Here is a 22549-nt window from a genome sequence, read left to right on the forward strand (position 1 = left end):
AATCCCCTGCCACATCCAACGACATGCCAGGGGAATCATCAGCCGCACAGAAAATGCAACAGCCACTATCAAGCAGCAATCCGCCACGTAAGCGGTTCAGGGCGCGGGCGCAGCTGAGGTGGGCGTGGCTGCGGGCGTGGGCTCGGGTGCCTTGGTGGGCTCCGGCGTGTGCGTGGGCTCGGGCGAATGCGACGGCTCAGGCGTCGGCTCTGGGGTATGTGTCGGCTCTGGCTTCGGCTCCGGCGTATGTGTCGGCTCTGGGGTATGTGTCGGCTCTGGCGTCGGTGAAGGAGTCGGCGACGGGCTGGGCGCAGGCACCGGCGGCGTGAACGTCGGGATCGGCAACTGCGGAAGCGTGACGGGCGGAAATACCAACGGCGGCACCGGAATCGGCGGCAGTGCTACCGGAGGCGCAGGCAGCGGCGCGGGTGCCGGAGCGGCCGGCGGTGGCAGAGGTGCCTGCGGCGCGGGAGCCACTCGCTGCGGAACGGGTGGACTCTGTGCGCTCTGCACCATCCGTGGCGCGGCCGCCGGGCGCGGCGCAGCCTGCGCGGGCTCACCAGTACCAGTACCAGTGCCAGGACCTGGCCAGGATGGATCACGCACCACCACGGTCCGGGTCGGCGGTGCGGGCGCGGACTGGGCCAGCGGGGACTCAGCCGGATCCGTCTGCGGCGCCGTCAGTCCGGATACCGCGGAGTCGAGGCGGTCGGCGCGCGCCGACAACACCATGCCGACGGTGCCGACAACGGCCAGGAACACCGCCGCATAGGCCACCACGCCGCCGCGCCGGTACCAGGCAACACGCGCCGGAGCGGGCGCCACAGGTGGTTCGGAGAACACGAATTCGGGGCGGGCCGAATCCTCGGTCACCGATTCGGGAATGAACTCGGCGACCTCAGCCGCCGAATCTTCCACCGACCAGGCCAGGGCGGACGCGGCCACCGTGCCGGTCGCCGAAGCCCAAGCCGAAGCCGAAGCCCAAGCCGAGACAGCAGACGCAGCCACAGGAGCAGCCACCGGCCCAACCGCCACCTGCGTCGCGGTCTCGTCGACCCCGCGTCGGGCCAGCAGGCCGGCTCCGACCGCAGCGATCACCTGGGCCTGCGGCACGGTGGTGACCGGAAGCCGGAAAGCCGATGAAAGCCGTTGGGTGACAAGTGGTATCCGCGCTCCGCCGCCGACGGTGACCAACGCCGCAAGCTGTGCGGGGTGAATACCGTTGCGGCGCAGCAGGTCCAGCAGGACTTCGATAACGCCACTCAAAGGTCCGTCCACGACCGCGTCGAGCTCGGCACGGGTGAGCCTCATCGCGCTGCGAACTCCGGCCAGGCTGGTGGCGCTCTGATCGCTCAACCGTTCCTTGGCGTCGCGGCACTCATCCCGCAGCCGGGCCAGTGTGGTCACCGCTGCGGTACCGGCGGGTTCGGCCTCCAGATTGCGCAGGACGAGTCGCAGCAGTTCCTGGTCGATCAAATCGCCGGAAAACTCGTCGAACCGCACCGTCTGGCCGATGGTCGCGAATCCCGCGGCAGCGTCGGCCAAGGTCAGGCTGGTGCCGGTCCCGCCGAAGTCGCACAGGGCGACCACGCCACGGGCGGGCAGACCCGGGTACGACTGAATGGCCGTCAACGCTGCGACGGAATCGGGAACCACACGGACGCCGGGCATCGCCCGTCGCACAGAATCGAAGGCCGCCGAGTTCCAATGCGCGGGCACCGCCACCACCGACGCATCCGGACGGTGCGCGGGGCTGACCTCACGCGTCAGCGCCTCGATCGCCGAGGCCAACAACTGCTCCGCGCGATGGGTCGAGCCGTCGGCGGCGACCAGCGGCACCGGATCGCCGACCCGTCCCACGAAATCGGTCAACACCAGCTCGCCATCGGCCGAGGACGGCGCACCGATCACCGGCCCACGATGCCCGGACACGGTGAGCACCGCCCGCCGCACCAACGGCGTGTGGTCGGCGATCGCCACCAGATTGGTCGCCCCCACGGACAACCCCAGGCAATCACGCATACCTCTATGTCGGCGGCGGGGCCCGATTCGTTAGTGCCGCGCCGAGTACTCGGCCACCAGCGCCTCGGCGCTGCGCACTGCGGCCCGACAGGCCCGCGTGGTGAAGGGGTCGTTGAGGGGATGCTCGGCACGCCGCCGCCAGCGCTGCGCCGCCGCGAAAGCCGCGCGGGGACCGTCGAACGGCGCATCGGGCTGCAGCCCGAGCCGGCTGGCCGCATCGGTGCCCGAGCCACCGATGATGCGGCGCAGCGACGCCATCTCGTCCTCGTTCAGCGTCGTGGGGCGCGAGCGCAACAGGCTGAGCAACCGCAGCTCTTCGAAGGCGTGCGTGTCGGCGAGCAGCGGGTCGATGTCGGCGAGGATGTAGGGCGTCGCGTAGATCGGGTTGTGCTGCACGAACTGCCGCAACGACAGCAGCGCCGTGTGCGCCTTGAGCAGCTCCGAACGTTGCGCGAACTGCTGGTCGATGACGTCGCGCAGGGCGATCAGGCCGCTGCGTTCCAGCAGTTCGTCGGCCAGGGCCACCGAATCGGACACCCCGGCGTGCATCACCGCGATCGCGATCCGGATACCGAACATGCCGAACCGGTCCAACAGCGCCGCGCGGGTGGCCGCGTCCACCGGCAGCGAGCTGTCCTCGCGCACGAACCGGTCCACCGAAAGCATGGCCTTCGTCAGCTGGGCCGGCTCGATGCCCGCGAGCTTCTGCAGCGCGACGAACTCGCCTTGCCGCAGGGTGCGGGCGGTCAGCGCCAGCAGGCCGGACACCGGGACCACGGCCTGGCAGATCCCGGTCTTGTCCATCTCCTCGGTGAACCGCTTGGCCACGTCCTTGGCCGACATCATCGCGTCGATGCGCCCGGCACCGATCTCGTCGGCGCGCGACGCCACCCCGATGACGCCGAGCGCACCGGACGACCCGCCGACGAGTTCGCCGATCTGTTTGAGCAGGGCGATGTCGGCGGCGTTGAGGGTGCGCAGCAGGAACACCACGGCATCGACGCGGGGCACGCCGTCCTCGGGCACCAGGAGCCGGTGGGTCCGCATCGACACGTCTCGCGACAGCGACGAGGTTCCCGGGGTGTCGATGATCGTGGTGTCGATGAGCTCGGCGGCCGGCCACTCGACGTCGAGATCGACTACGTCCTCGGGGTTCAGCCCGGCGAAGCTGAAGGTGAGACCGCGATCGTGCGGGTCCCGCGCGATCGGCACATTGGCGCGCCGCCCGCCGCGGTGGTTGGCGGTCACCTTGGGGGTGGGCCCATGCCGGAACCAGGTGACGATGCGGGTCGCCTCGGTGGCGTCGGTGGGCGCGATGTCCTCCCCGACCAGGGCGTTGACGAGCGTCGACTTACCCGCCTTGAGCGTGCCGGCCAACGCGATGCGGATCGGCTGGTTGAGCCTGCGCCCGATGCGGTCGAGCTCGTTGTGTACGTCGGGCCGATTGCGGTAGGCCGGATCGCCCCGGTACGCCTTGATGGTGCCGCCCAGAATCGAGCGCACCTGATCGGCCGTGCTCACGCTGCGGGGTCCAACCTTTCGACGCTGGGTAACCCTTCGAGCTTAAATCGTGCCGAACACGCTTGAATATTCACCGAGGCGATCGCGCGGTCAGCCTCTCGGTCCGCCGGCACGGAGGTGCAGAACATGGAATCTGCGAGCAGCGTCAGTTCCGACACCTGGCGGACCGCCACCTGGTCGGTACCGCTGGTTTTCCAGTTGGTGATGGCCCTCTTCCTGTCGACCACCTGGGCGGCAGGAAAGTGGGTGTTTGACGGCGCCACATTCCGGACGACGATGTCGGCCGGGGCCGCGACGTCAACCGTGATCGCCCTCGTGATCAGCATCGTGCTCCTCAAAGACCGGTCATCCCGTTGGCGCGGCGTCGGTCTGGCTGTCGCCGGTTCGGCTGCAGCCGTGTTGATCGGCTGGATGGTCGCCGCATTCTGGATCTACGGATGACGGACAACCCCGCGCCGACCAAGTTCGGTCCTCTCAGCTTCGCGGCGGCTCTGGTCACCAGCCTCATATTCGAATTCGCCGCGGTGACAATGGGATACTTCGTGATCTTCGTGCTCTACTTCGTGTTGCCCGCGCTGCTGATCGCGGTCGCGATCGGAGGCCTGCTCTACTTCTCGGGCGGCAAGGCGACTCAGGTCGGTCTCGGAGTGCTGATCGGCTGCCTGGCGGCTCCGTTGACCGCAGCGATCGCGGTGATCGTCATCGCTGTCACCTAGCCGGAGCCTGGTTGCCCTCGCCCGCCAGATTCGTGGCGTGGTGGACGACCTGTTTGAGGATGTTCTGCTGGCGTTCCAGTTCCGCGACCCGGGTATTGCGTTCGTTCTCCTCGACCTTCGCCGCCATCAGGGTGGCCTGCAGCGATTCGTTGAGTGAGCGCGTGGTCTGGTTGGCGATTCCGCGGTAGTGGTCGCGCAGTTGACGTTGGATGCCTTTGAGCCGGTCCCGAGATTCCTTGCCGACGACGAACGCAACGTCGTCGACGAACTTGCGGGTGTTTGTCTTGGCCTCGCCACGGACCCGCAGCATCCGGTTCTCCATGTCCTCCTTGTAGGCCTTGCGGCCCAGCACCAGGCCGGCGCCCAGGGACAGCGGGTTGAACATGCCCAACCCGGCGAAGGAGGTGAGCATGCCGAACATCAGCACACCGCCGTAGGAGCCGCGCATACCGGTGATCACCTTGTGCCCGGCCTTGATCGGCTTGGCCTCCAGCCGCGCCAGCGATTTCATCTCACCGAATCCCGCACCCATGTCGCGGGCGTCGATCTGCGGCAGCTGCACGGCCTCCAAACCGGCTTCGGTGAAGGTGCGGGCCACCTCGGCTGCGAGCGCCTCGGCCCGCTGGTACGCCCACACGAAGTTGTCGCCGACCGCGGTGGCCACCGCTTCTTCCAGTTCGGCGCCGATCTCGGCCCAGTGCAAGGTCGGGTCGCCGGAGTCGATGACCTTCTCGGTGTGCGCGGTGATGTTGCGGAACCGGTGGCGAAGATCGTGATCGACGTCAGCGGTCAGGTCGGCGATACCATCGTTGAGCACCTGCTGCCACAGGGCGGTCTGCTGCAGTGCCTCCTGAGCTTCCTCCTTGCGCCGTTCCAGGTCGGCGGTCAGCCGCTCCCGTTCACCGGGATCGTTGAACGCCGAGAGTTCGGAATCGACTGCCAGCAGAAGATGTTCTGCAGCCGAATGGATTTCGGCCACCACCTCATCGCGGACCCGGTCGTTCTCACGGGAGAGCACACGGTCGGACAGGAACTTCACGATCGCCGGGAAGTTCGACTCCTCGTTGAGTTCCTTGTCGTTGAGCTGGATCGCATGGCTGCGCAGTATTGAGGAGACTGGAGTAACCGGGGTCGATATACCGGCCCGTTGCAGGTGGCCGACATTGGCGCCGACGATTTGCCGCCAATGCGGGTACAGGTCGGTCTTGGTCGCGACAATCGTTGCCACCGGGCAGATTTCGATCGCCTGCCGGATGAAGATCATCTCCGGCTCGGTGAACTCCTGGCTGGTGTCGCTGACCATCAGCAGGGCATCCGCATCGGGCAGCAGGCCGAGGGTGGAGGACAGATGCGGTTGCCCATGGCCACCCACGCCCGGGGTGTCGATGAATGCCAGTCCGCCTTTGAGCAGCGGGCTGGGCGCGGTCACCTCGACGCGCAGCACTTCGCGTCCACCGGCTTCGGGCGCCCGGCGCAGATCCTTAGTCAGGTCCGAGGGCGGTATGGCGATCCGCTCGGGTTCGGCGCCGTCGGGCCGGGCCACCACCAGGTGCGCGGTGGGCTGGTCCCCGTAAGAGACGACGGTGGCCAGCACGGTGCTCTCGTCGTCGCCGACGCGCGCCACGGGGACGTTGAGCAGTGAGTTGAGCAGCTGGCTCTTGCCCTGTTTGAGCTGACCGGCGATGACCACGCGGATCTGCGGATCGTTGATCCGCACATTGGCCACTTTCAGCCGTTCCACCAGGTCACCGCGGTCCCGCGCGGCGGCGATCTTGGTGGTGTGGTCGATGAGCTCGACGATCACCTTGACCTTGCGCGGGTCACCCGGTTGCGTCGGCTGAGTTGTCGGTTGGGTCATTGAACGTTCCCTCCTGCGGAGTCCACCGTAGGCGCACGAACGGGGCGGAGACCCCCTGATGGGGTCTCCGCCCGTTGCGATGCAGTGCGGATCAGAAGGCGTCGAACCCGGTTTCGATCGGGTTGTGCGACGCCACGTCGGTGTGGGACTGCGAGTGCGAGTCGTAGCTGTTGCCCGAGCCGAGCGCGGTGTGCGACTCGTTGCCCGACCCGAACGCGGTGTGAGTCTCGTTGCCCGACCCGAGAGCGGTGTGAGACTCGTTGCCCGAGGCGATGTTCGACGAGTAGCTGGACGAGTTGTCCTCGACACTGTGCGTGGTCGACGTCGAGGTCGAGCTGTGCACCGACGAGTCGATCACGCTGCTATTACCGCTGCCCACGTCGTGACCGGCGGTGGTCTGGTTACCGCCGACAGCATGGTTGGAGCTGTCGCTGATCACGATGCTGCCCGCGTTGCCGCCGTCACCACCGCTGGCGTGTCCGCCACCGATGCCGAGCAGGCCGCCGCCACCGCTGGCGCTGGCGCCCCCGCCGTGTCCGCCGCTCATGTCGACATCGCTGATCACCGGGCCGTCGTTGCCGGAGATGACGTTGCCGCCTGCGTGCTGCGAGCTGTCCTCGATGGCGTTGCCCTCACCCACGTTGACGTGCGAGCCGGAGCCGGCCCAGACATCACCGTTGTTGACGGTGTTGCCGTGGCCGAGCACCGCACCGTCGCCGGTGACGATGGGCCCGTCGGCGTGGCCGGTGTTCACGACCGCACCGTTGGTGGCGGTGTTGGAGGTCTTGTCCCCCAGCGTGATGTCCCCGAAGCCCAGGTTGAACGCACCCTGCTGAGCGTTGGCGCCCGCGTCCTGGTTGGGGCTCATGACCGGCACGTTGTTGTGGCTGGCCAGATCGGTGGAGTTACCGCTCATGAAATCGGTGTTGGTCTCCGGTGCGAACGTCGGCTGCGAGGTGAAGGCCGTCTGCGGGGAGAACGGGGAGGCGATGCTGTGGTAGTCCGCCACGGCCCGCTGCAGTCCGTAGACCGGGTCGCCGTTGCCCAGCGCGATGCCGGCCGGGGCAGCCGATGCCGCCACAGAGGCGAGCTGGGCGGCCGACACGTTGGGCAGTCCCGCGTCCCGCAGTGCACCCTCGGGGTTGGCGACGTAGGACGCCGCGGCGGCCGGGCTGCGGAAGAGCTCGAGGATGAAGTCGATCAGAGTGGTCATTGCTCCAACCTTTCGGATGTTTCTGTGGAGTGTCTGGTGACTCCCCGTGCCGGGCTCTCCGGCGATCTGGAGACAACGTTATGGGCGCGCCGCAACACCGGAAACGGGGTCGATTCCCCTCCCCGCATCGCCCCCACCCGGGGTGCAGGGGGTTCCCCCAATAGGGGCATAGGGGATTGGTAGGGGCATAGGCCGGCGGCCCCAAATCTATTGACGTTTCCGCTGGTAAACGCAATAAGCGCGCGACCACATGGGTCGCGCGCTTATTGGTAGGTCGGCTGGTTTCAGTCGAAGATATCGAAGCCGCCTGGGTCGTCGGTGTGATGCTCGGTGTCGACGACGTGGTGATCCCACACCGCATCCGATACCGGATCGACGACGGGCACGTCCTCGATGACCGGCTCGTTGAGCTGCAGCGATACGTCGTCGAGCGGCTGTTGAAGGACGCCGACGTCGTCGATGACCGGCCCGGAGGACACCAGATGGTCCAGGGAGTCCGACTGGTCGATCACCTGACCCGCCGTCGTATCCCAGGCGTGGTTGGGGGCATCGACCGGTACGTGATCGCCGAAGGCGTCGAACGCCGCCGTGGCCGCGCCACTGGCCCAGACGTTGCCGCCCGGGTCGGCGGCACCCAGGTCGCCGAAGGCACCGCCACCGCCGGCAGTCGACAGCGACTCCGACACGACGGGAATCAGATTGTTGACGTCCGCGCTGGTCACATCGGTCAGATGCGCGTCGGCGATGGCCTGCGCCGGATCGGCGGCATAGTGGGCAGCAGCGTCAGGGTCGCGTACCAGCGACATCACAAAGTCCAACAATGTGTTCGCCATGCTCCACCTCCTCAACGGTTCGCTTCGAATGCTAGCCAGCTGTGAGGACGCTGGGATCGGTGCCGAACCCACCCCTGCCCGCCCACCATTAGGGGGGCGGACATTAGGGGATTGACGCCACTAGGGGAACAATGCCGGGCCCTGGATGCCTCAGCGGTTAGGGTGAGGGTCGGCCGAGACAACAGGAGTGACGCCTGATGACCGACTCACTGGGGTTGTCGATCGGGATGACCAATCTGGTGGCAGCCCGCGAAGGCCGCCAACCGGTGATCCGCCGATCGATTTTCACGCTGCACAGCGACCGCGCGCCGGACGTTGGCGAGTACACCGGCAGCGGGTTGCCGTTGGCCGGCTTCGTGGAACGCGTCGGCGACCCGGTCCCCCTAGTCGCCGCAGACGGGTCCCAGCACCGCGGTGAACTGGTACTGGCCGAGGCCCTGGACGTCATGGCCCGCACCGCCGGCGGTGGTGCGCCCGTGGTGATCGCGGTACCCGCGCACTGGGGTCCCAGCACCGTGGGCGCCTTGCGTGGCGCACTGCGCAACAAGCCCGCGCTGTCACCGGCCGGTGTGCCGCCGGGACTGGTGCCCGACTCCTTGACCGCGCTGGCGGCGCTGCAGGCCGATCCGGGATTACCCGCCGACGGCGTCGTGGTGTTGTGCGATTTCGGCGGCAGCGGGACGAGCCTGACGCTGGCCGACGCCGGCGCCAATTTCGCCACCATCGCACCGACTTTCCGTTATCCCGACTTCTCGGGCGATCAGATCGACCAGGCGCTGCTCAACCACGTGCTCAGCGGGATCGCGACCGCCAACGATGCCGACCCGGCGGGTACCGCGGCGGTCGGTTCTCTGGCGAAGCTGCGGGCCGAATGCCGTCAGGCCAAGGAGCGGTTGTCTGCCGACACCGCGACGGCGATTCCCACAGAACTGCCGGGCTTCAACTCCGATGTCCGGGTGACCCGCCCAGAACTAGAGCAACTCATGTCCGCGCCACTGGCGGGCCTGTTGGATGCCGTTGAAGACACCTTGCAGCGCAACAACATTGCGTTGTCGAGTGTGACCGCAGTCGCCACCGTCGGCGGCGGAGCAGCGATCCCACTGGTGACCCAGCGACTGTCCGAGCGGTTGCGCGCCCCCGTGGTGACAACCCAGCGACCACAACTCGACGTGGCCCTCGGCGCCGCTCTGGTCGCCGAGCGCGTCATCGACGCCGCTGCACCGACCGGCATGGCCCCCGAGGTGGCGGCTGCAGATGCTCCCACCGGCATGGCCCCCACCAGCCTCGGTCCGGCTGCCTGGGCGGCGGGTGCCACCATGGCGCAACCGTCGGCCGACGACGGGGATGCAGGGAGCGCCCTGGCCTGGTCGCAGGACGATGCACCTGGAAATGAACCGGTGCCCTATGCGGGCGGCGAGTACGAAACCGCTCCGGGCACGACCGCGGCGCGGCCACCCGTCCAGTTCAGCCATGACGAGGAGATGTTCGACGCCGCACCGGCGCCGCTGCCCTGGTACAAGCGCCCGGGGATCCTGTTCGGGGCTGCGGCCGCGGCTGTGCTGCTGGCCGCGGGCGGCCTCGCGGTGACGTTGACCAGTTCCGAGGGGGATTCCACCCCGCTCACCGAGACCAGCACCACCTACTCGATGGGTCCGTCCCCGGAAGGGCCGCCGCCCGAGCCGATCACGACCGTGACCGAGGGGCCCGACGGGGTCAAGACCACCACCGTCGTCGTCCCGCCACCACCGCCACCGCCGGAGACGACGACGTCTGCGCCGGAAACCACCACAACGACCAGTCCGACCACAACCACCACGACAACGACGACCACCACAACGACCACGACGCCGCCGACGACAACGACAACTACGACGCAACCGCCGACGACGACCACGCAGCCTCCGACGACGACGAAGCCGCCGACCACCACCCAGCCGCCGGTTACCACGACTGCGGCGGCGGAGGCCCCAGGCGGCGGAGCCTAGGTCGGCGCTGATGACCGCCCCGGCACCGGAACCCGTTCCGGAGCTTCCGTTGGCTGCCCGGTCGGCGATCGGTGCGGTACTGGCCGACCCGGCTGCGCCGGTGAAGCTGCTCCTGTCTGGCGGCATCGGAACCGGCAAGAGCACGGTGCTCGCCGAGATCCGTAGCGCACTGCGCGAGGCCGGCCGTACCGTGCTGACCCGCGCTCCGCGACCTGGCGATGCCGCCGAGGCGGCATTCGTCGTCGACGACGCAGACCAGCTGAGCGACGACGAAATTGACTGTCTTGCAGAGAAAGTCGCAGATTCGTCGGCGACGGTGGTGGCGGCGTGTGAGCCGTTGACCCACCGCCCGCCGTTGCATGCGTTGGCCACCGCGCTGGAGCGGGAGAACCCGGTACTGCGGCTCGGCCCCCTGCCGGCAGCCGAGGTGGGCCGGGTGCTGACCGCGGCGCTGGGATCACCGGCCACCGCGGAAACCGTGAGATCGGTGCTGGCCGCGACCGCCGGACTGCCGTTTCTGTTGCGGGCAGCAGCGGAAGCGGTCGAAGCCCCGGCCGACGCGGCAAAGTTCGCACTGCTGCACCGATTACGCCTGGTTGACGACGCCACCCGTGATGCGCTGCTGATCCTGTCGCTCAGCCACGATCTCGGCCCCGACGACGTCGCCGCGGCACTGCGGCTGACCGGCGCCGAGGCGTCGGCACTGGTGGATCGGGCTCGCGCCGGCGGCTTGGTGGAGCCGTCCCACGACCGGCGGTTCGTCCGGTTGGTACACGAATCGCTCGCCCAGATCGCTGGCGCCGCCCGCCACCACGACATCGAAACCTCCCTGCTCACTTCGCAACTCGAACTGTCGACCTTGTCTGCCGACCTCGCGGTACGCCTGGCCGAGCACGGACTGCGCGATGACCGGCTGGCCGAGGCGCTGGCCGAGCACGCCGCCCACAATCGGGCCCGGCCGGCGCGGGCGGCCCGGCTCTACCGCGCCGCGGTCACGGCCGGTGCTGCCGCGGTGAGCACGCGACTGGCCGACGCACTGGCGTTGGCCGGAGACTGCACCACCGCAGCCCGCATGGCCGATGAGTTGCTCGGCTCCGAGGACCCCTCCGAACGCGCCACCGCGGTGCGGGTCGCGGCCAGCGTCGCCATGCACGACGGCGGTGCAGCCCAGGCCGCCGACCTGTTCCGGTGGCTCGGCCCGTATCCGGACACCTTGATCAGCTCAGCCGCCGCGACCTCCTTCCTTGCCGCCGGTGACGCCGATGCGGCGCGGGCGTCGTCGAACTCGGAGGCGGCCGGACCACCCACCTCGACGGCGCGGGCAGCACGCAGCCTGGCCGAAGGTCTGGTGCTGTCACTGGATCAGCCGTTCGCCGTGACCGTGGCCCGGCTGGGACAGGCGGTCACGGCGGAATATCAGGCCGGCAGCGTCGCCCCTGATACCCCGGCGGCCCTGGTGACGTTGGCCGCCCTGCACGGCGGTGACTCGGTGCGGGCACGCAGCGTGATCAGCCGGGCGGTGCGGGCCGGCAGCGGCGATGAGGCGTTCAGCGCGGCTCGACACCGGCTGCTGTTGGGCTGGGTGAAGATGCAGGACGGCCAGCTCGGCGCGGCCGCCGCGGATGCTGCCGCCGCCGAAGTGGGTGAGGATCTGCACCGTCGCGACGCGTTGTGGGCGGCGGCGTTGCGTACCGCGATCGCCCGGCGAAGCGGAGACAGCGGCGCCGTCCAGAAGCACTGGTATGCCGCGGTCGAGGTGCTCGCCGAGTATTCGATCGACCTGTTCTCGCTGCTGCCGCTCGGTGAGCTGTGGGTGGCCGGCGCCAGAATGCGTCAGGTCGACCGCCTGGAACACACACTGTCCGAGGCGTGGAGCCTGCTCGCGGCGCTCGGTAATCCGGTGTTGTGGTCGGTGCCGCTGCACTGGGCCGGCGTGCACGCCGGGATCCTGGCCAATTCGCCCGGAGCCGTCGCCCCGCACGGACAGGCACTGACCGCGGCGGCCGGTGAGAGCGCGTTCGCCCGCGCGCTGGCCAATGCGGGGCGCATCTGGCTGCGGGTGCTGGCCAATCACGTCGACACCGATGAGGTCACGATCGCGGCCCGTGGGCTGTCGCAGTTCGGCCTGACCTGGGACGGCACCCGGCTGGCCAGCCAGGCCGCACTGCAGACCCCGGATCCCCGGGTGTCCCAGGCGATGCTGCAACTGGCCCGCGACCTCAAGCAGACCAGCGCGGTCGAGGAGGTCGAAGTCGTCTCGGCCCCGCCGCACGGCGCCGCTCCGCAGGCACCGGCTCCTTCGTCGACCAAGCTGTCCGACCGCGAACGTGAGGTGGCCGAACTGCTGCTGCTCGGCATGCCCTATCGCGACATCGGCAGCCAGTTGTTCATCTCGGCGAAGACCGTCGAGCACCATGTGGCCCGCATCCGACGGCGTCTGGGAGCCGAATCCCGCACCGAGATGTTGTCGATGCTGAGGGCGATGCTGGCGCCGCAGGGCTGAGATCCATACCACAGTGACCTCAAAGTTAGGTAAGCCTCGGTAGCGGCAAGAAACACCTAAATGTCACTATGAGCTGAAGGAAGCTAAGTTACTGACGGGTAACTATGCCCAAGTTACTCACGGGTAACATCCGAATGGAGGCGTTTCTGTGGAGAGTCTCGAACACACACTGGTTGTGTCGCGACTGATTCTCGGTGTGCTCGCAACGCTCGTCGTGCTGGTGTTCGCCGGCAAGCGCGTGCTGTGGCTGACCAAGCTGATCAGCTCGGGACAGAAGGTCGGCGACGAGCGTGGCCGCAAGGACCATCTCGTCCAGCGCTTCCTGAACCAGAACAAGGAAGTCTTCGCACAGTCGAAGCTGCTGAAGTGGTCCATCCCCGGCCTTGCGCACTTCTTTACCATGTGGGGCTTCTTCGTCCTGGCCACGGTGTATCTCGAGGCCTACGGCGTGCTGTTCAACCCCGAGTTCCACATCCCGTTCGTCGGCCGCTGGGCCATCCTGGGCTTCCTGCAGGACTTCTTCGCCGTCGCCGTGCTGGCCGGCATCATCGTGTTCGCGATCATCCGCATCCGCAAGAACCCCGAGCAGCTGGGCCGCGAGTCCCGCTTCTACGGTTCGCACAACGGTGGCGCCTGGACGATTCTGATCATGATCTTCCTGGTCATCGCGACCTACGCGGTGTTCCGCGGTGCCGCCGTCAACGTCCTGGGCGAGAACTTCCCGTACCAGTCCGGCGCCTTCTTCTCCGACGGCATGGCCGCTCTGCTGGCTCCGCTGGGCCACACCGCCAACGTCTGGCTCGAGACCATCGCGCTGCTCGCCCACTTGGGCGTCATGCTGGCCTTCCTGCTGATCGTGCTGCACTCCAAGCACCTGCACATCGGCCTGGCCCCGATCAACGTCACCTTCAAGCGTCTGCCCGACGGCCTCGGCCCGCTGCTGCCGATGGAGTACAAGGGCGACAAGATCGACTTCGAGGACCCAGCTGAAGACGCGGTGTTCGGCAAGGGCCGCATCGAGGACTTCACCTGGAAGGCCAACCTCGACATGGCGACCTGCACCGAGTGCGGTCGCTGCCAGTCGCAGTGCCCGGCCTGGAATACGGGTAAGCCACTGTCGCCCAAGCTCGTGATGATGAACCTGCGCGATCACCTGTTCGCGAAGGCCCCCTACATCATCGAGGGCAAGCCGCTGCCCGAAGAGGGTTCGGTCGACTTCGCCAAGCTGGGCGACAGCCTGCACGGACACGGCGTGCCCGAAGACGGCTTCGCCCGCATCGAAGGTTCCGGCCCCGAGCAGGCGCTGCGCCCGCTGGTCGGCACCGCCGAGCAGGGTGGCGTCATCGATCCCGACGTGCTCTGGTCCTGCACCAACTGTGGCGCCTGCGTCGAGCAGTGCCCCGTCGACATCGAGCACATCGACCACATCGTCGACATGCGCCGCTACCAGGTCATGGTCGAGTCGGAGTTCCCCGGTGAGCTCGGCGTGCTGTTCAAGAACCTGGAGACCAAGGGCAACCCCTGGGGCCAGAACGCCAAGGACCGCACCAACTGGATCGACGAGGTCGACTTCGACGTCCCGGTCTACGGCGAGGACGTGGAGAGCTTCGACGGCTTCGAGTACCTGTTCTGGGTCGGCTGTGCCGGCGCCTACGAGGACCGGGCCAAGAAGACCACCAAGGCCGTCGCCGAACTGCTGGCCGCCTCGGGCGTGAAGTTCCTGGTGCTGGGCACCGGCGAGACCTGTACGGGTGACTCGGCCCGCCGCTCCGGCAACGAGTTCCTGTTCCAGCAGCTGGCCGCGCAGAACGTCGAGACCATCAACGAGCTGTTCGAGGGTGTCGAGACGGTCGACCGCAAGATCATCGTCACCTGCCCGCACTGCTTCAACACGATCGGCCGCGAGTACCCGCAGCTGGGTGCCAACTACACCGTCGTGCACCACACGCAGCTGCTGAACCGCCTGGTCCGGGACAAGAAGCTGGTGCCGGTCAAGTCCACCGGCGGCCCCGAGGTCACCTACCACGATCCGTGCTTCCTGGGTCGTCACAACAAGGTCTACGAGGCTCCGCGTGAGCTGGTCGAGGCCTCCGGCGTGACGCTCAAGGAAATGCCCCGCCACGCCGATCGCGGCCTGTGCTGTGGTGCCGGTGGCGCGCGGATGTGGATGGAAGAGCACATCGGCAAGCGCGTGAACGTGGAGCGCACCGAAGAGGCGATGGACACCGCCTCGACCATCGCGACCGGCTGCCCGTTCTGCCGCGTGATGATCACCGACGGTGTCGACGACGTGGCCGCTGCCCGCAACGTCGAGAAGGCCGAAGTGCTCGACGTGGCTCAGCTGCTGCTGAACTCGCTGGACAAGAGCAACGTCACCCTGCCCGAGAAGGGCACGGCGGCAAAGGAATCCGAGAAGCGGGCCGAGGCACGCGCCGAAGCCGAGGCCAAGGCGGCAGCCGCGGCACCGGCTCCGGCACCCGTGGTCGAGGAAGCCCCGGCGGCTGAGGCGGCACCCGCTGCCGAAGCTCCGGCAGCCCCGGCCGCAGCTGCGGCCCCGGTCAAGGGTCTGGGCATGGCCGGTGGCGCCAAGCGTCCAGGTGCCAAGAAGACCGCGGCTCCTGCCGCCTCCGCTGCTCCGGCTGAGGCACCCGCCGCTCCGGCTGCTCCGGTCAAGGGTCTGGGTATCGCCGGTGGCGCCAAGCGTCCAGGTGCCAAGAAGACCGCGGCTCCTGCCGCCTCTGCTGCCCCGGCCGCACCCGCGGCGCCGGTGAAGGGTCTGGGCATGGCGGCCGGCGCGAAGCGTCCGGGCGCCAAGAAGGCTGCGGCCCCTGCTGCGTCGGCTGCACCGGCCGCTCCCGCCGCTGCGGCACCGGCTGCCGCTCCTGCGGCCGCCGAGCCGGCCAAACCGGAACCGCCGGTCGTGGGTCTGGGCATCGCCGCAGGCGCGCGTCGTCCGGGTGCCAAGAAGGCCGCTCCGGCTGCCCCGGCACCGGCTGCGCCTGCCGCACCCGCTGCCGAACAGGCACCGGAACCGGCAGCTGAGAAGCCCGCCGAGGCGCCTGCCGAGCCTGCGAAGCCGGAACCCCCGGTCGTGGGCCTTGGCATCAAGCCGGGCGCCAAGCGCCCCGGTAAGCGCTGAGCACGTCCGTAACGCACCGAACGGCCATCTCCGCAACGGAGGTGGCCGTTCGGCGTATCTGGGGCACGGTGCGATCGATATCGGGCCCGAAAGCCGGCGCGCCGTGACCCGCCGAGTGTGGCGGTGGCCACCTACCACATGGGCAAATTCCAAAATCAGTGGACGGTGATGAGACCATGGTGAGCGTGACTACCCATCAGTTGCCGTGGCAGACCGGTCAGCACCCGAAGCCGCGTACGTTCGCCCAGTCCACGAAGCTGCAGGACGTCCTGTACGAGATCCGTGGACCGGTACACGAGCACGCCTCACGGCTGGAAGCTGAAGGGCACCGCATCCTCAAGCTGAACATCGGCAACCCCGCGCCGTTCGGCTTCGAGGCGCCCGACGTGATCATGCGCGACATGATCCAGGCGCTGCCCAACGCGCAGGGCTATTCCGACTCGAAGGGCATCGCCAGCGCGCGCCGCGCGGTATTCACCCGATACGAGCTGGTCGAAGGTTTCCCCAAGTTCGACATCGAAGACGTATACCTGGGCAACGGCGTCTCCGAGCTCATCACCATGACCCTGCAGGCGCTGCTGGACAACGGCGACCAGGTGCTCATCCCCGCACCGGACTACCCGCTGTGGACGGCCTCGACCGCGCTCGCGGGCGGCACCCCGGTGCATTACATGTGCGACGAGACCCAGGGCTGGAATCCCGACGTCGCCGATATCGAATCCAAGATCACCGAGCGCACCAAGGCGCTCGTCGTGATCAACCCGAACAACCCCACAGGCGCGGTGTACAGCCGCGAAACCCTGGAACAGATGGTGGAGCTGGCCCGCAAGCACCAGCTCCTGCTGCTGGCCGACGAGATCTACGACAAGATCCTCTACGACGACGCCAAGCACATCTCGCTGGCCACGCTGGCGCCTGACCTGCTGACCTTGACGTTCAACGGGCTGTCCAAGGCCTATCGAGTGGCGGGTTACCGCTCCGGCTGGCTGGTCATCACCGGCCCCAAGGAGCACGCGACCAGCTTCATCGAGGGCATCAGCCTGCTGTCGAACATGCGGCTGTGCCCGAATGTGCCTGCCCAGCATGCGATCCAGGTGGCCCTCGGCGGTCACCAGAGCATCGACGACCTGGTGTTGCCGGGCGGCCGGCTGCTCGAGCAGCGGGACACCGCGTGGACCAAGCTCAACGAGATCCCGGGAGTTTCCTGCGTGAAACCGTCGGGTGCGCTGTACGCGTTCCCGCGCCTGGATCCCGAGGTGCACGACATCCACGACGACGAGCAGTTGGTGCTCGATCTGTTGCTGCAGGAGAAGATCCTGTTGACCCAGGGCACGGGATTCAACTGGCCCACACCGGATCACCTGCGCATCGTCACCCTGCCGTGGTCGCGCGACCTGGCCCAGGCCATCGAGCGCCTCGGTAACTTCCTGGCCAGTTACCGCCAGTAGCACCGCCGCCAACACTCAGCCACCCGCTCTACGCTGTCCGGGTGGCGCACACGCATTCCCACTCTCATTCCCTGGCCGGCCCGTCTCCCCTGGGTCCGCTGGCCGCCCGCATCGTCGTCGGCCTGTTGGTTGCCATCGGGCTCGCGATGCTCATTGGCGCCGCGGTGCTGTGGCCCAGCCACCAGAAGGTCGACATTCCGCTGCCCTTCCAGAACGCTGCGGGCGGCGCCGTCACCACCGAGGCCGGGCACGTCACATCCAGCACCCTGGCCGATTGCGGCAGCCCGTCGGCCGGAGGCGTGCTGACGTCGGCATCGAGACCCGCCGAACCCGGCGGCGGTACCTGCGTGCAGAACCTCGTGGCCATCGATTCCGGGCCCAACAAGGGCGCCAAGACGCTACTGGAATTCACCACCGGCCCCGGACAGCCGAATCTTGCTGCCGGAGACAGCATTCGGGTGAGCCGGCAGGTGGATGAGGTCGGCACGACAACCTATGCGTTCTTCGATTTCGAGCGCACCTGGCCGCTCATCGCTCTCGCGGTGGCGTTCGCGGTGGTGATCGTGGCAGTGGCGCGCTGGCGCGGACTGCGGGCCATCGTCGGCATCGTCGTGGCGTTCGCGGTGCTGATGATCTTCCTGCTGCCTGCCCTACGTGATGGCGCCCCGGCCATCCCGGTGGCCCTGGTGGCGTCGGCGGCCATTCTCTATGCGGTGATCTACCTGGCCCACGGCGTCAGCCTGCGCACGAGCGCGGCCCTGCTGGGCACCCTGACCTCACTGCTGCTGGCGGCGATACTGTCCTGGGCGGCAATCGAATTGGCCCATCTGACGGGACTGTCCGAGGACCAGAACAACGAGGTCGCGGCGTATATGGGCAACGTATCCATCACCGGACTGCTGCTGGCCGGGTTCATCATCGGCTCACTCGGTGTACTCAACGACGTGACCATCACCCAGGCCTCGGCCGTGTTCGAGCTCGCCGAGCACGGTGGCAGCCGGCGCTCGATCTTCGTGGGCGCCATGCGGGTGGGTAGCGATCACATCGCCAGCACGGTCTACACGCTGGTGCTGGCCTATGCCGGCAGCGCCCTGCCGCTGCTGCTGTTGTTCAGCGTGGCCAACCGGTCACTGGGCGACGTGCTGACGGGTGAGAGTGTGGCGATCGAGATCGCCCGCTCCGCGGTGGGCGGCATCGCCCTGGCGCTGTCGGTCCCGTTGACGACGGGGATTGCCGCGGTGCTGGCGACGCCGCAGACCAGCAGGCACTGAGCCGTCAGTTTTGGCCACCACCAGCCGGGGTACCCGGCGACGGTGAGCCAGCCCGATCACCATCACAGCGAGTTGACCCTCGAGGTCGACGGAACCCGTCGCGACCTGACGGTCGACAACCGCATGACGCTACTGGACGCCCTGCGTGAACGGCTGGGCGTCACGGCACCCAAGAAGGGTTGCGATCACGGCCAGTGCGGCTCGTGCACTGTGCTACTCGACGGACGGCGCGTCACCACCTGCCTGACGTTCGCCGTTGCCGCCGATGGGGCACAGATCACCACGGCGGCGGGCCTCGAGCAGAACGGTCAACTGCACCCGGTGGCGCAGTCGTTCTACGAAGAGGACGCCTTCCAGTGCGGCTACTGCACGCCCGGCCAGATCTGTTCTGCGGTCGGCATGTTGGACGAGGCCAAGGCCGGCGCTCCCAGCTTCGTCACCGACGATGTCGAACTCAGCCCGGCGCTCACCGACGAGGAGATCCGGGAACGGATGAGCGGCAACCTCTGCCGGTGCGCGGCGTATCCGAACATCGTCGCCGCGATCGGGCGGGCGGCGGCCCAATGAAGCCGTTCGACTACCACCGCGCGACGAGTCCCGCCGATGCGGTGGCCGTGCTGGCCGAGCACCCTCGTGGCGCCTATCTGGCCGGAGGAACAAATCTGGTCGATCACATGAAACTCGGTGTCGCACAACCTGATCTACTCGTCGACGTCAGCCGGCTGGATCTGACCGAGACCGTTCACACCGCAGACGGTGGCGTACGCATCGGCGCAAATGTCCGCAACAGCGATCTGGCGGCCGATCCGGTGATCCGCGCGCGATATCCGATGCTGGCCCGGGCCTTGTTGTCCGGTGCGTCCGGACAGTTGCGCAACGCTGCCACCACGGCCGGTAACCTGCTGCAGCGAACCAGATGCGTGTACTTCCAAGATGTCACGACGCCATGCAACAAGCGATCTCCCGGCACCGGTTGCTCGGCGCTCGACGGCTACGTGCGCTACCACGCCATCCTCGGAGCGTCCCCGCACTGCGTGGCCGTGCACCCTTCGGACATGGCCGTGGCGATGTGTGCCCTCGATGCGCACGTGGTGGTGCAGGCCCGAGATGGCGAGCGCCGGATACCGATCGACGAGTTCTACCGGCTGCCCGGAGACGAGCCAGACCGTGACACCGTGCTGCGGCACGGCGAGCTGATCACCGCGGTCGAGTTGCCCGCGCCACCGAAAGGGGCGGTGTCGGACTACCGCAAGGTCCGCGACCGCGCATCCTATGCCTTCGCGCTGGTGTCGGTCGCCGCCGAGCTGACCTTCACGCCGACGTTCCAGATCAGTTCGGCGCGAGTCGCATTGGGCGGAGTGGCGCACAAGCCATGGCGGGCGTGGCGAGCCGAGCAGGTTCTCACCGGCGATCAGCCCTCTGCGGAGACATTCGCCGCTGCCGCCGACGCCGAACTCAGGCAGGCACAACCCCTGCCGGGCAACGAGTTCAAGGTGGACCTGGCCCGCCGCACGCTGATGGCGCAGTTGCGCATGCTCACGGAACGGAGGCGGCCGTGACTCTGGTCGAACCACACGCAATCGGAGAGTCATTGGCCCGCGCCGACGGCCGAGCCAAGGTCACCGGTACCGCCCGCTACGCATTCGAGCAGCAGGTCGAGCATCCGGCGTATCTGCATCCGATCCAGGCCGCCGTCGCCCGTGGCCGGGTCGCGGCCATGGATACCACCGCGGCCGTCGCCATGGCGGGTGTCCTCGACGTGCTGACCGTGTTCGACGCCCCGACGCTGGCCGATACCTCCGATGGTGAGCTGGCGATCCTGCAGGACGACCGGGTGCACTTCCGCGGGCAGATCATCGGCGGTGTGGTGGCCGAGACGGCTGAGATCGCCCGGGAGGCAAGTGCTCTGGTGCGGGTCGACTACCACCGAGAACCGCACGACGCGGAACTGACCGCGGACCACCCTGCCCTCTACACCCCCGAGTCGGTCAACCCGTCATTTCCTGCCGACACCGACGAAGGGGACGTCGAGGCGGCGCTGGCGGCGGCCGAGGTGACCGTCGACGCGACGTATCAGACTCCGATAGAGCACAACAACCCGATGGAACCGCACGCATGTATCGCGCACTGGGCGATGCGCGATGGCCGCCCGGCGGTGACGCTCTACGACTCGACCCAAGGTGTTCACGTCGTGCGCAAGACACTGGCACCGATGCTGGACCTGCAGCCCGAGCAACTGCGCGTGGTGGCGCCGCATGTGGGTGGCGGATTCGGGTCGAAAGGCGCGCCCCACGCCCACGACGTCCTAGCGCTGTTGGCCGCCCAACGGTCCGGCGGCCGTCCGGTGAAGCTGGCGCTCACCCGACAGCAGATGTTCGCCCTCGTCGGCTATCGCACCCCGACCATCCAGCGGCTGCGGCTCGGCGCGGACAAGAGCGGCCGGCTGACCGCGCTGGTGCACGACGTGATCGAACAGACCTCGGCCGTCAAGGAATTCGCCGAACAGACCGCCGTCACCTCCCGCAAGATGTACGCCAGCCCCAACCGGCGCACGACGCACCGCCTGGCCGCGCTCGACGTTGCCGTTCCGTTCTGGATGCGGGCACCCGGTGAGTGCCCTGGCACGTTCGCCGCGGAGGTGGCGATGGACGAGCTCGCGGTCGCCTGCCATCTGGATCCGATCGAGCTCCGCTTACGCAACGAACCCGACGTCGATCCCGAATCCGGCAAGCCCTGGTCGGGCCGTCACCTCGTCGAGTGCCTGAATCTCGGTGCGGAGCGGTTCGGCTGGGCTCCGCGGGATCCCCGACCCGCCAAACGCCTGGCCGGGCATTGGTTCATCGGAACCGGGGTGGCAGCTGCGACGTACCCCGGAATGGCAATGGACGGCAACACCGCCCGGGTCACGCACACGGGACAGGGCCGCTACACGGTCCAGATCGGTGCCGCCGACATCGGTACCGGCACGTGGACGGCCCTGGCCCAGATCGCCGCCGACGCGCTGGGTTGTGGCGTCGCGGCAGTCGATCTGCAGATCGGTGACTCCGATCTGCCGCAGGCGTCGGTGGCGGGCGGCTCGTCGGGCATCACGTCGTGGGGTTCGGCAATCGTCGCCGCGGCCAAGCAGTTTCGCCGGGAGCACGGGGATCACCCGCACATCGGTGTGACGGCGGAGGCCGACGCGCCGCAAAACCCCGACGCGGAGAAGTACACCGTGCAGTCGTTCGGAGCGCACTTCGTCGAGGCCCACGTCAATTCCGACACCGGCGAGATCCGGATCCCACGCATGCTCGGCGTTTTCTCGGTGGGCCGGGCCATCAACGCGCTCACCCTGCGTTCCCAGCTGATCGGCGGGATGACCATGGGCCTGTCCATGGCTTTGCACGAGGAGAGTGTGCGCGACTTCCGGTTCGGCCATGTCGTCACGCAGGATCTCGCGTCCTATCACTTCAGCGCCCACGCGGATGTGACTGGTATCGAAGCGATCTGGCTCGACGAGGTCGAGGAGCATCTCAACCCGATGGGGTCCCGCGGTGCCGGTGAGATCGGCATCGTCGGCGCCGCAGCCGCAGTGGTCAACGCCGTCCACCATGCAACCGGAGTCCGGGTTCGCGAGCTCCCGGTGACCCTCGACAAGGTGTTGCCGGGGCTGCCGTGAGCCGTCGGATCAGCCGACGAGATCCTTTTCGGTGAGCTCGGTGGCGGCCAGGGCGGCGGCCAGGGTGTCGTGGCGGAACGCCGACGTGACGTGATCGTGCACCACCCGGAACGCCGCGGCACCGGTGCGGGTGGTCCCGTCGGCCGCCATGATGGTCTGTTCGACGACGACCACGCCGTCGTGCACGAACATCCGCCCCGGCGTCACCGTGTCCCCACCGGATGCGGCCCATTCACGTAGGGCGGCGTGCCCTTGGGCGGCACCGTTGGCATCGCCCACCTCGATGTCATCGCTGGACAGTGCGATCAAGGTGTCGATGTCGTCTTCGTCCAGCGCGTCGTGCCAGGCCAGAACCGTGGCGATCTCGGATGTGGTCATGAAC

Annotated in this window: 16 protein-coding genes; 10 read left to right on the forward strand and 6 right to left on the reverse strand. The window is 68.0% G+C overall.

The window, feature by feature from the left end:
* Nucleotides 1-96: 96 nt before the first annotated feature.
* Nucleotides 97-2022: an Hsp70 family protein gene (locus AC4LGL_RS30535; protein WP_491842022.1), complete on the reverse strand. Its 1926-nt coding sequence runs from the start codon at nt 2020-2022 to the stop codon at nt 97-99.
* A gap of 30 nt (nt 2023-2052) precedes the next feature.
* Complete coding sequence (locus AC4LGL_RS30540) at nt 2053-3543, reverse strand: dynamin family protein (protein WP_491842023.1); 1491 nt, start codon at nt 3541-3543, stop codon at nt 2053-2055.
* Nucleotides 3544-3669: 126 nt separating this feature from the next.
* Between AC4LGL_RS30540 and AC4LGL_RS30545 the strand changes: the two genes are divergently transcribed.
* Together AC4LGL_RS30545 and AC4LGL_RS30550 are read left to right on the forward strand one after the other, a co-directional pair.
* A complete protein-coding gene (locus AC4LGL_RS30545) occupies nt 3670-3984 on the forward strand; it encodes a hypothetical protein (RefSeq protein ID WP_491842024.1) in 315 nt (104 codons plus the stop codon).
* A complete protein-coding gene (locus AC4LGL_RS30550) occupies nt 3981-4259 on the forward strand; it encodes a hypothetical protein (protein WP_491842025.1) in 279 nt (92 codons plus the stop codon). The genes AC4LGL_RS30545 and AC4LGL_RS30550 overlap by 4 nt, the downstream gene beginning before the upstream one ends.
* Here AC4LGL_RS30550 and iniA read toward each other — a convergent pair.
* The 3 genes from iniA to AC4LGL_RS30565 form a co-directional block, all read right to left on the reverse strand.
* Nucleotides 4252-6117, reverse strand: a complete 1866-nt coding sequence (iniA, locus tag AC4LGL_RS30555) for an isoniazid-induced dynamin-like GTPase IniA (RefSeq protein ID WP_491842026.1) — start codon at nt 6115-6117, stop codon at nt 4252-4254. The two genes, AC4LGL_RS30550 and iniA, sit on opposite strands and share 8 nt — an antisense overlap.
* A gap of 91 nt (nt 6118-6208) precedes the next feature.
* Nucleotides 6209-7330 carry an IniB N-terminal domain-containing protein gene (locus tag AC4LGL_RS30560; protein WP_055110714.1) on the reverse strand — a complete coding sequence of 374 codons (1122 nt, stop codon included), beginning with the start codon at nt 7328-7330 and terminating at the stop codon, nt 6209-6211.
* A 284-nt stretch (nt 7331-7614) separates the two neighbouring features.
* Nucleotides 7615-8163 carry an Rv0340 family IniB-related protein gene (locus AC4LGL_RS30565; protein WP_491842027.1) on the reverse strand — a complete coding sequence of 183 codons (549 nt, stop codon included), beginning with the start codon at nt 8161-8163 and terminating at the stop codon, nt 7615-7617.
* A 197-nt stretch (nt 8164-8360) separates the two neighbouring features.
* On the opposite strand from AC4LGL_RS30565, the gene AC4LGL_RS30570 reads away from it, so the two are divergent.
* From AC4LGL_RS30570 to AC4LGL_RS30605, 8 genes are all read left to right on the forward strand, one after another.
* Nucleotides 8361-10148, forward strand: coding sequence for an Hsp70 family protein (locus AC4LGL_RS30570; RefSeq protein WP_491842028.1), 1788 nt, complete (start codon nt 8361-8363; stop codon nt 10146-10148).
* Between the two features lie 10 nt (nt 10149-10158).
* Complete coding sequence (gene iniR, locus AC4LGL_RS30575; RefSeq protein WP_491842029.1) at nt 10159-12651, forward strand: isoniazid response ATPase/transcriptional regulator IniR; 2493 nt, start codon at nt 10159-10161, stop codon at nt 12649-12651.
* A 175-nt stretch (nt 12652-12826) separates the two neighbouring features.
* Nucleotides 12827-15790: a (Fe-S)-binding protein gene (locus AC4LGL_RS30580; RefSeq protein WP_491842030.1), complete on the forward strand. Its 2964-nt coding sequence runs from the start codon at nt 12827-12829 to the stop codon at nt 15788-15790.
* Between the two features lie 158 nt (nt 15791-15948).
* Nucleotides 15949-17238, forward strand: coding sequence for a pyridoxal phosphate-dependent aminotransferase (locus AC4LGL_RS30585; RefSeq protein ID WP_055110719.1), 1290 nt, complete (start codon nt 15949-15951; stop codon nt 17236-17238).
* A gap of 41 nt (nt 17239-17279) precedes the next feature.
* Nucleotides 17280-18509: a YibE/F family protein gene (locus AC4LGL_RS30590; RefSeq protein WP_491842031.1), complete on the forward strand. Its 1230-nt coding sequence runs from the start codon at nt 17280-17282 to the stop codon at nt 18507-18509.
* A gap of 42 nt (nt 18510-18551) precedes the next feature.
* Nucleotides 18552-19076, forward strand: coding sequence for a 2Fe-2S iron-sulfur cluster-binding protein (locus tag AC4LGL_RS30595; RefSeq protein ID WP_491842032.1), 525 nt, complete (start codon nt 18552-18554; stop codon nt 19074-19076).
* Nucleotides 19073-20068, forward strand: a complete 996-nt coding sequence (locus AC4LGL_RS30600; protein ID WP_491842033.1) for an FAD binding domain-containing protein — start codon at nt 19073-19075, stop codon at nt 20066-20068. Before AC4LGL_RS30595 ends, AC4LGL_RS30600 begins: the two co-directional genes overlap by 4 nt.
* Nucleotides 20065-22167, forward strand: coding sequence for a xanthine dehydrogenase family protein molybdopterin-binding subunit (locus tag AC4LGL_RS30605; protein ID WP_491842034.1), 2103 nt, complete (start codon nt 20065-20067; stop codon nt 22165-22167). Before AC4LGL_RS30600 ends, AC4LGL_RS30605 begins: the two co-directional genes overlap by 4 nt.
* 9 nt (nt 22168-22176) lie before the next feature.
* Here the strand turns inward: AC4LGL_RS30605 and AC4LGL_RS30610 are convergent, their stop codons facing one another.
* Nucleotides 22177-22545: a nuclear transport factor 2 family protein gene (locus AC4LGL_RS30610; protein WP_166908455.1), complete on the reverse strand. Its 369-nt coding sequence runs from the start codon at nt 22543-22545 to the stop codon at nt 22177-22179.
* Nucleotides 22546-22549: the final 4 nt, after the last annotated feature.

It is taken from the genome of Mycolicibacterium arcueilense (genome assembly GCF_058536225.1).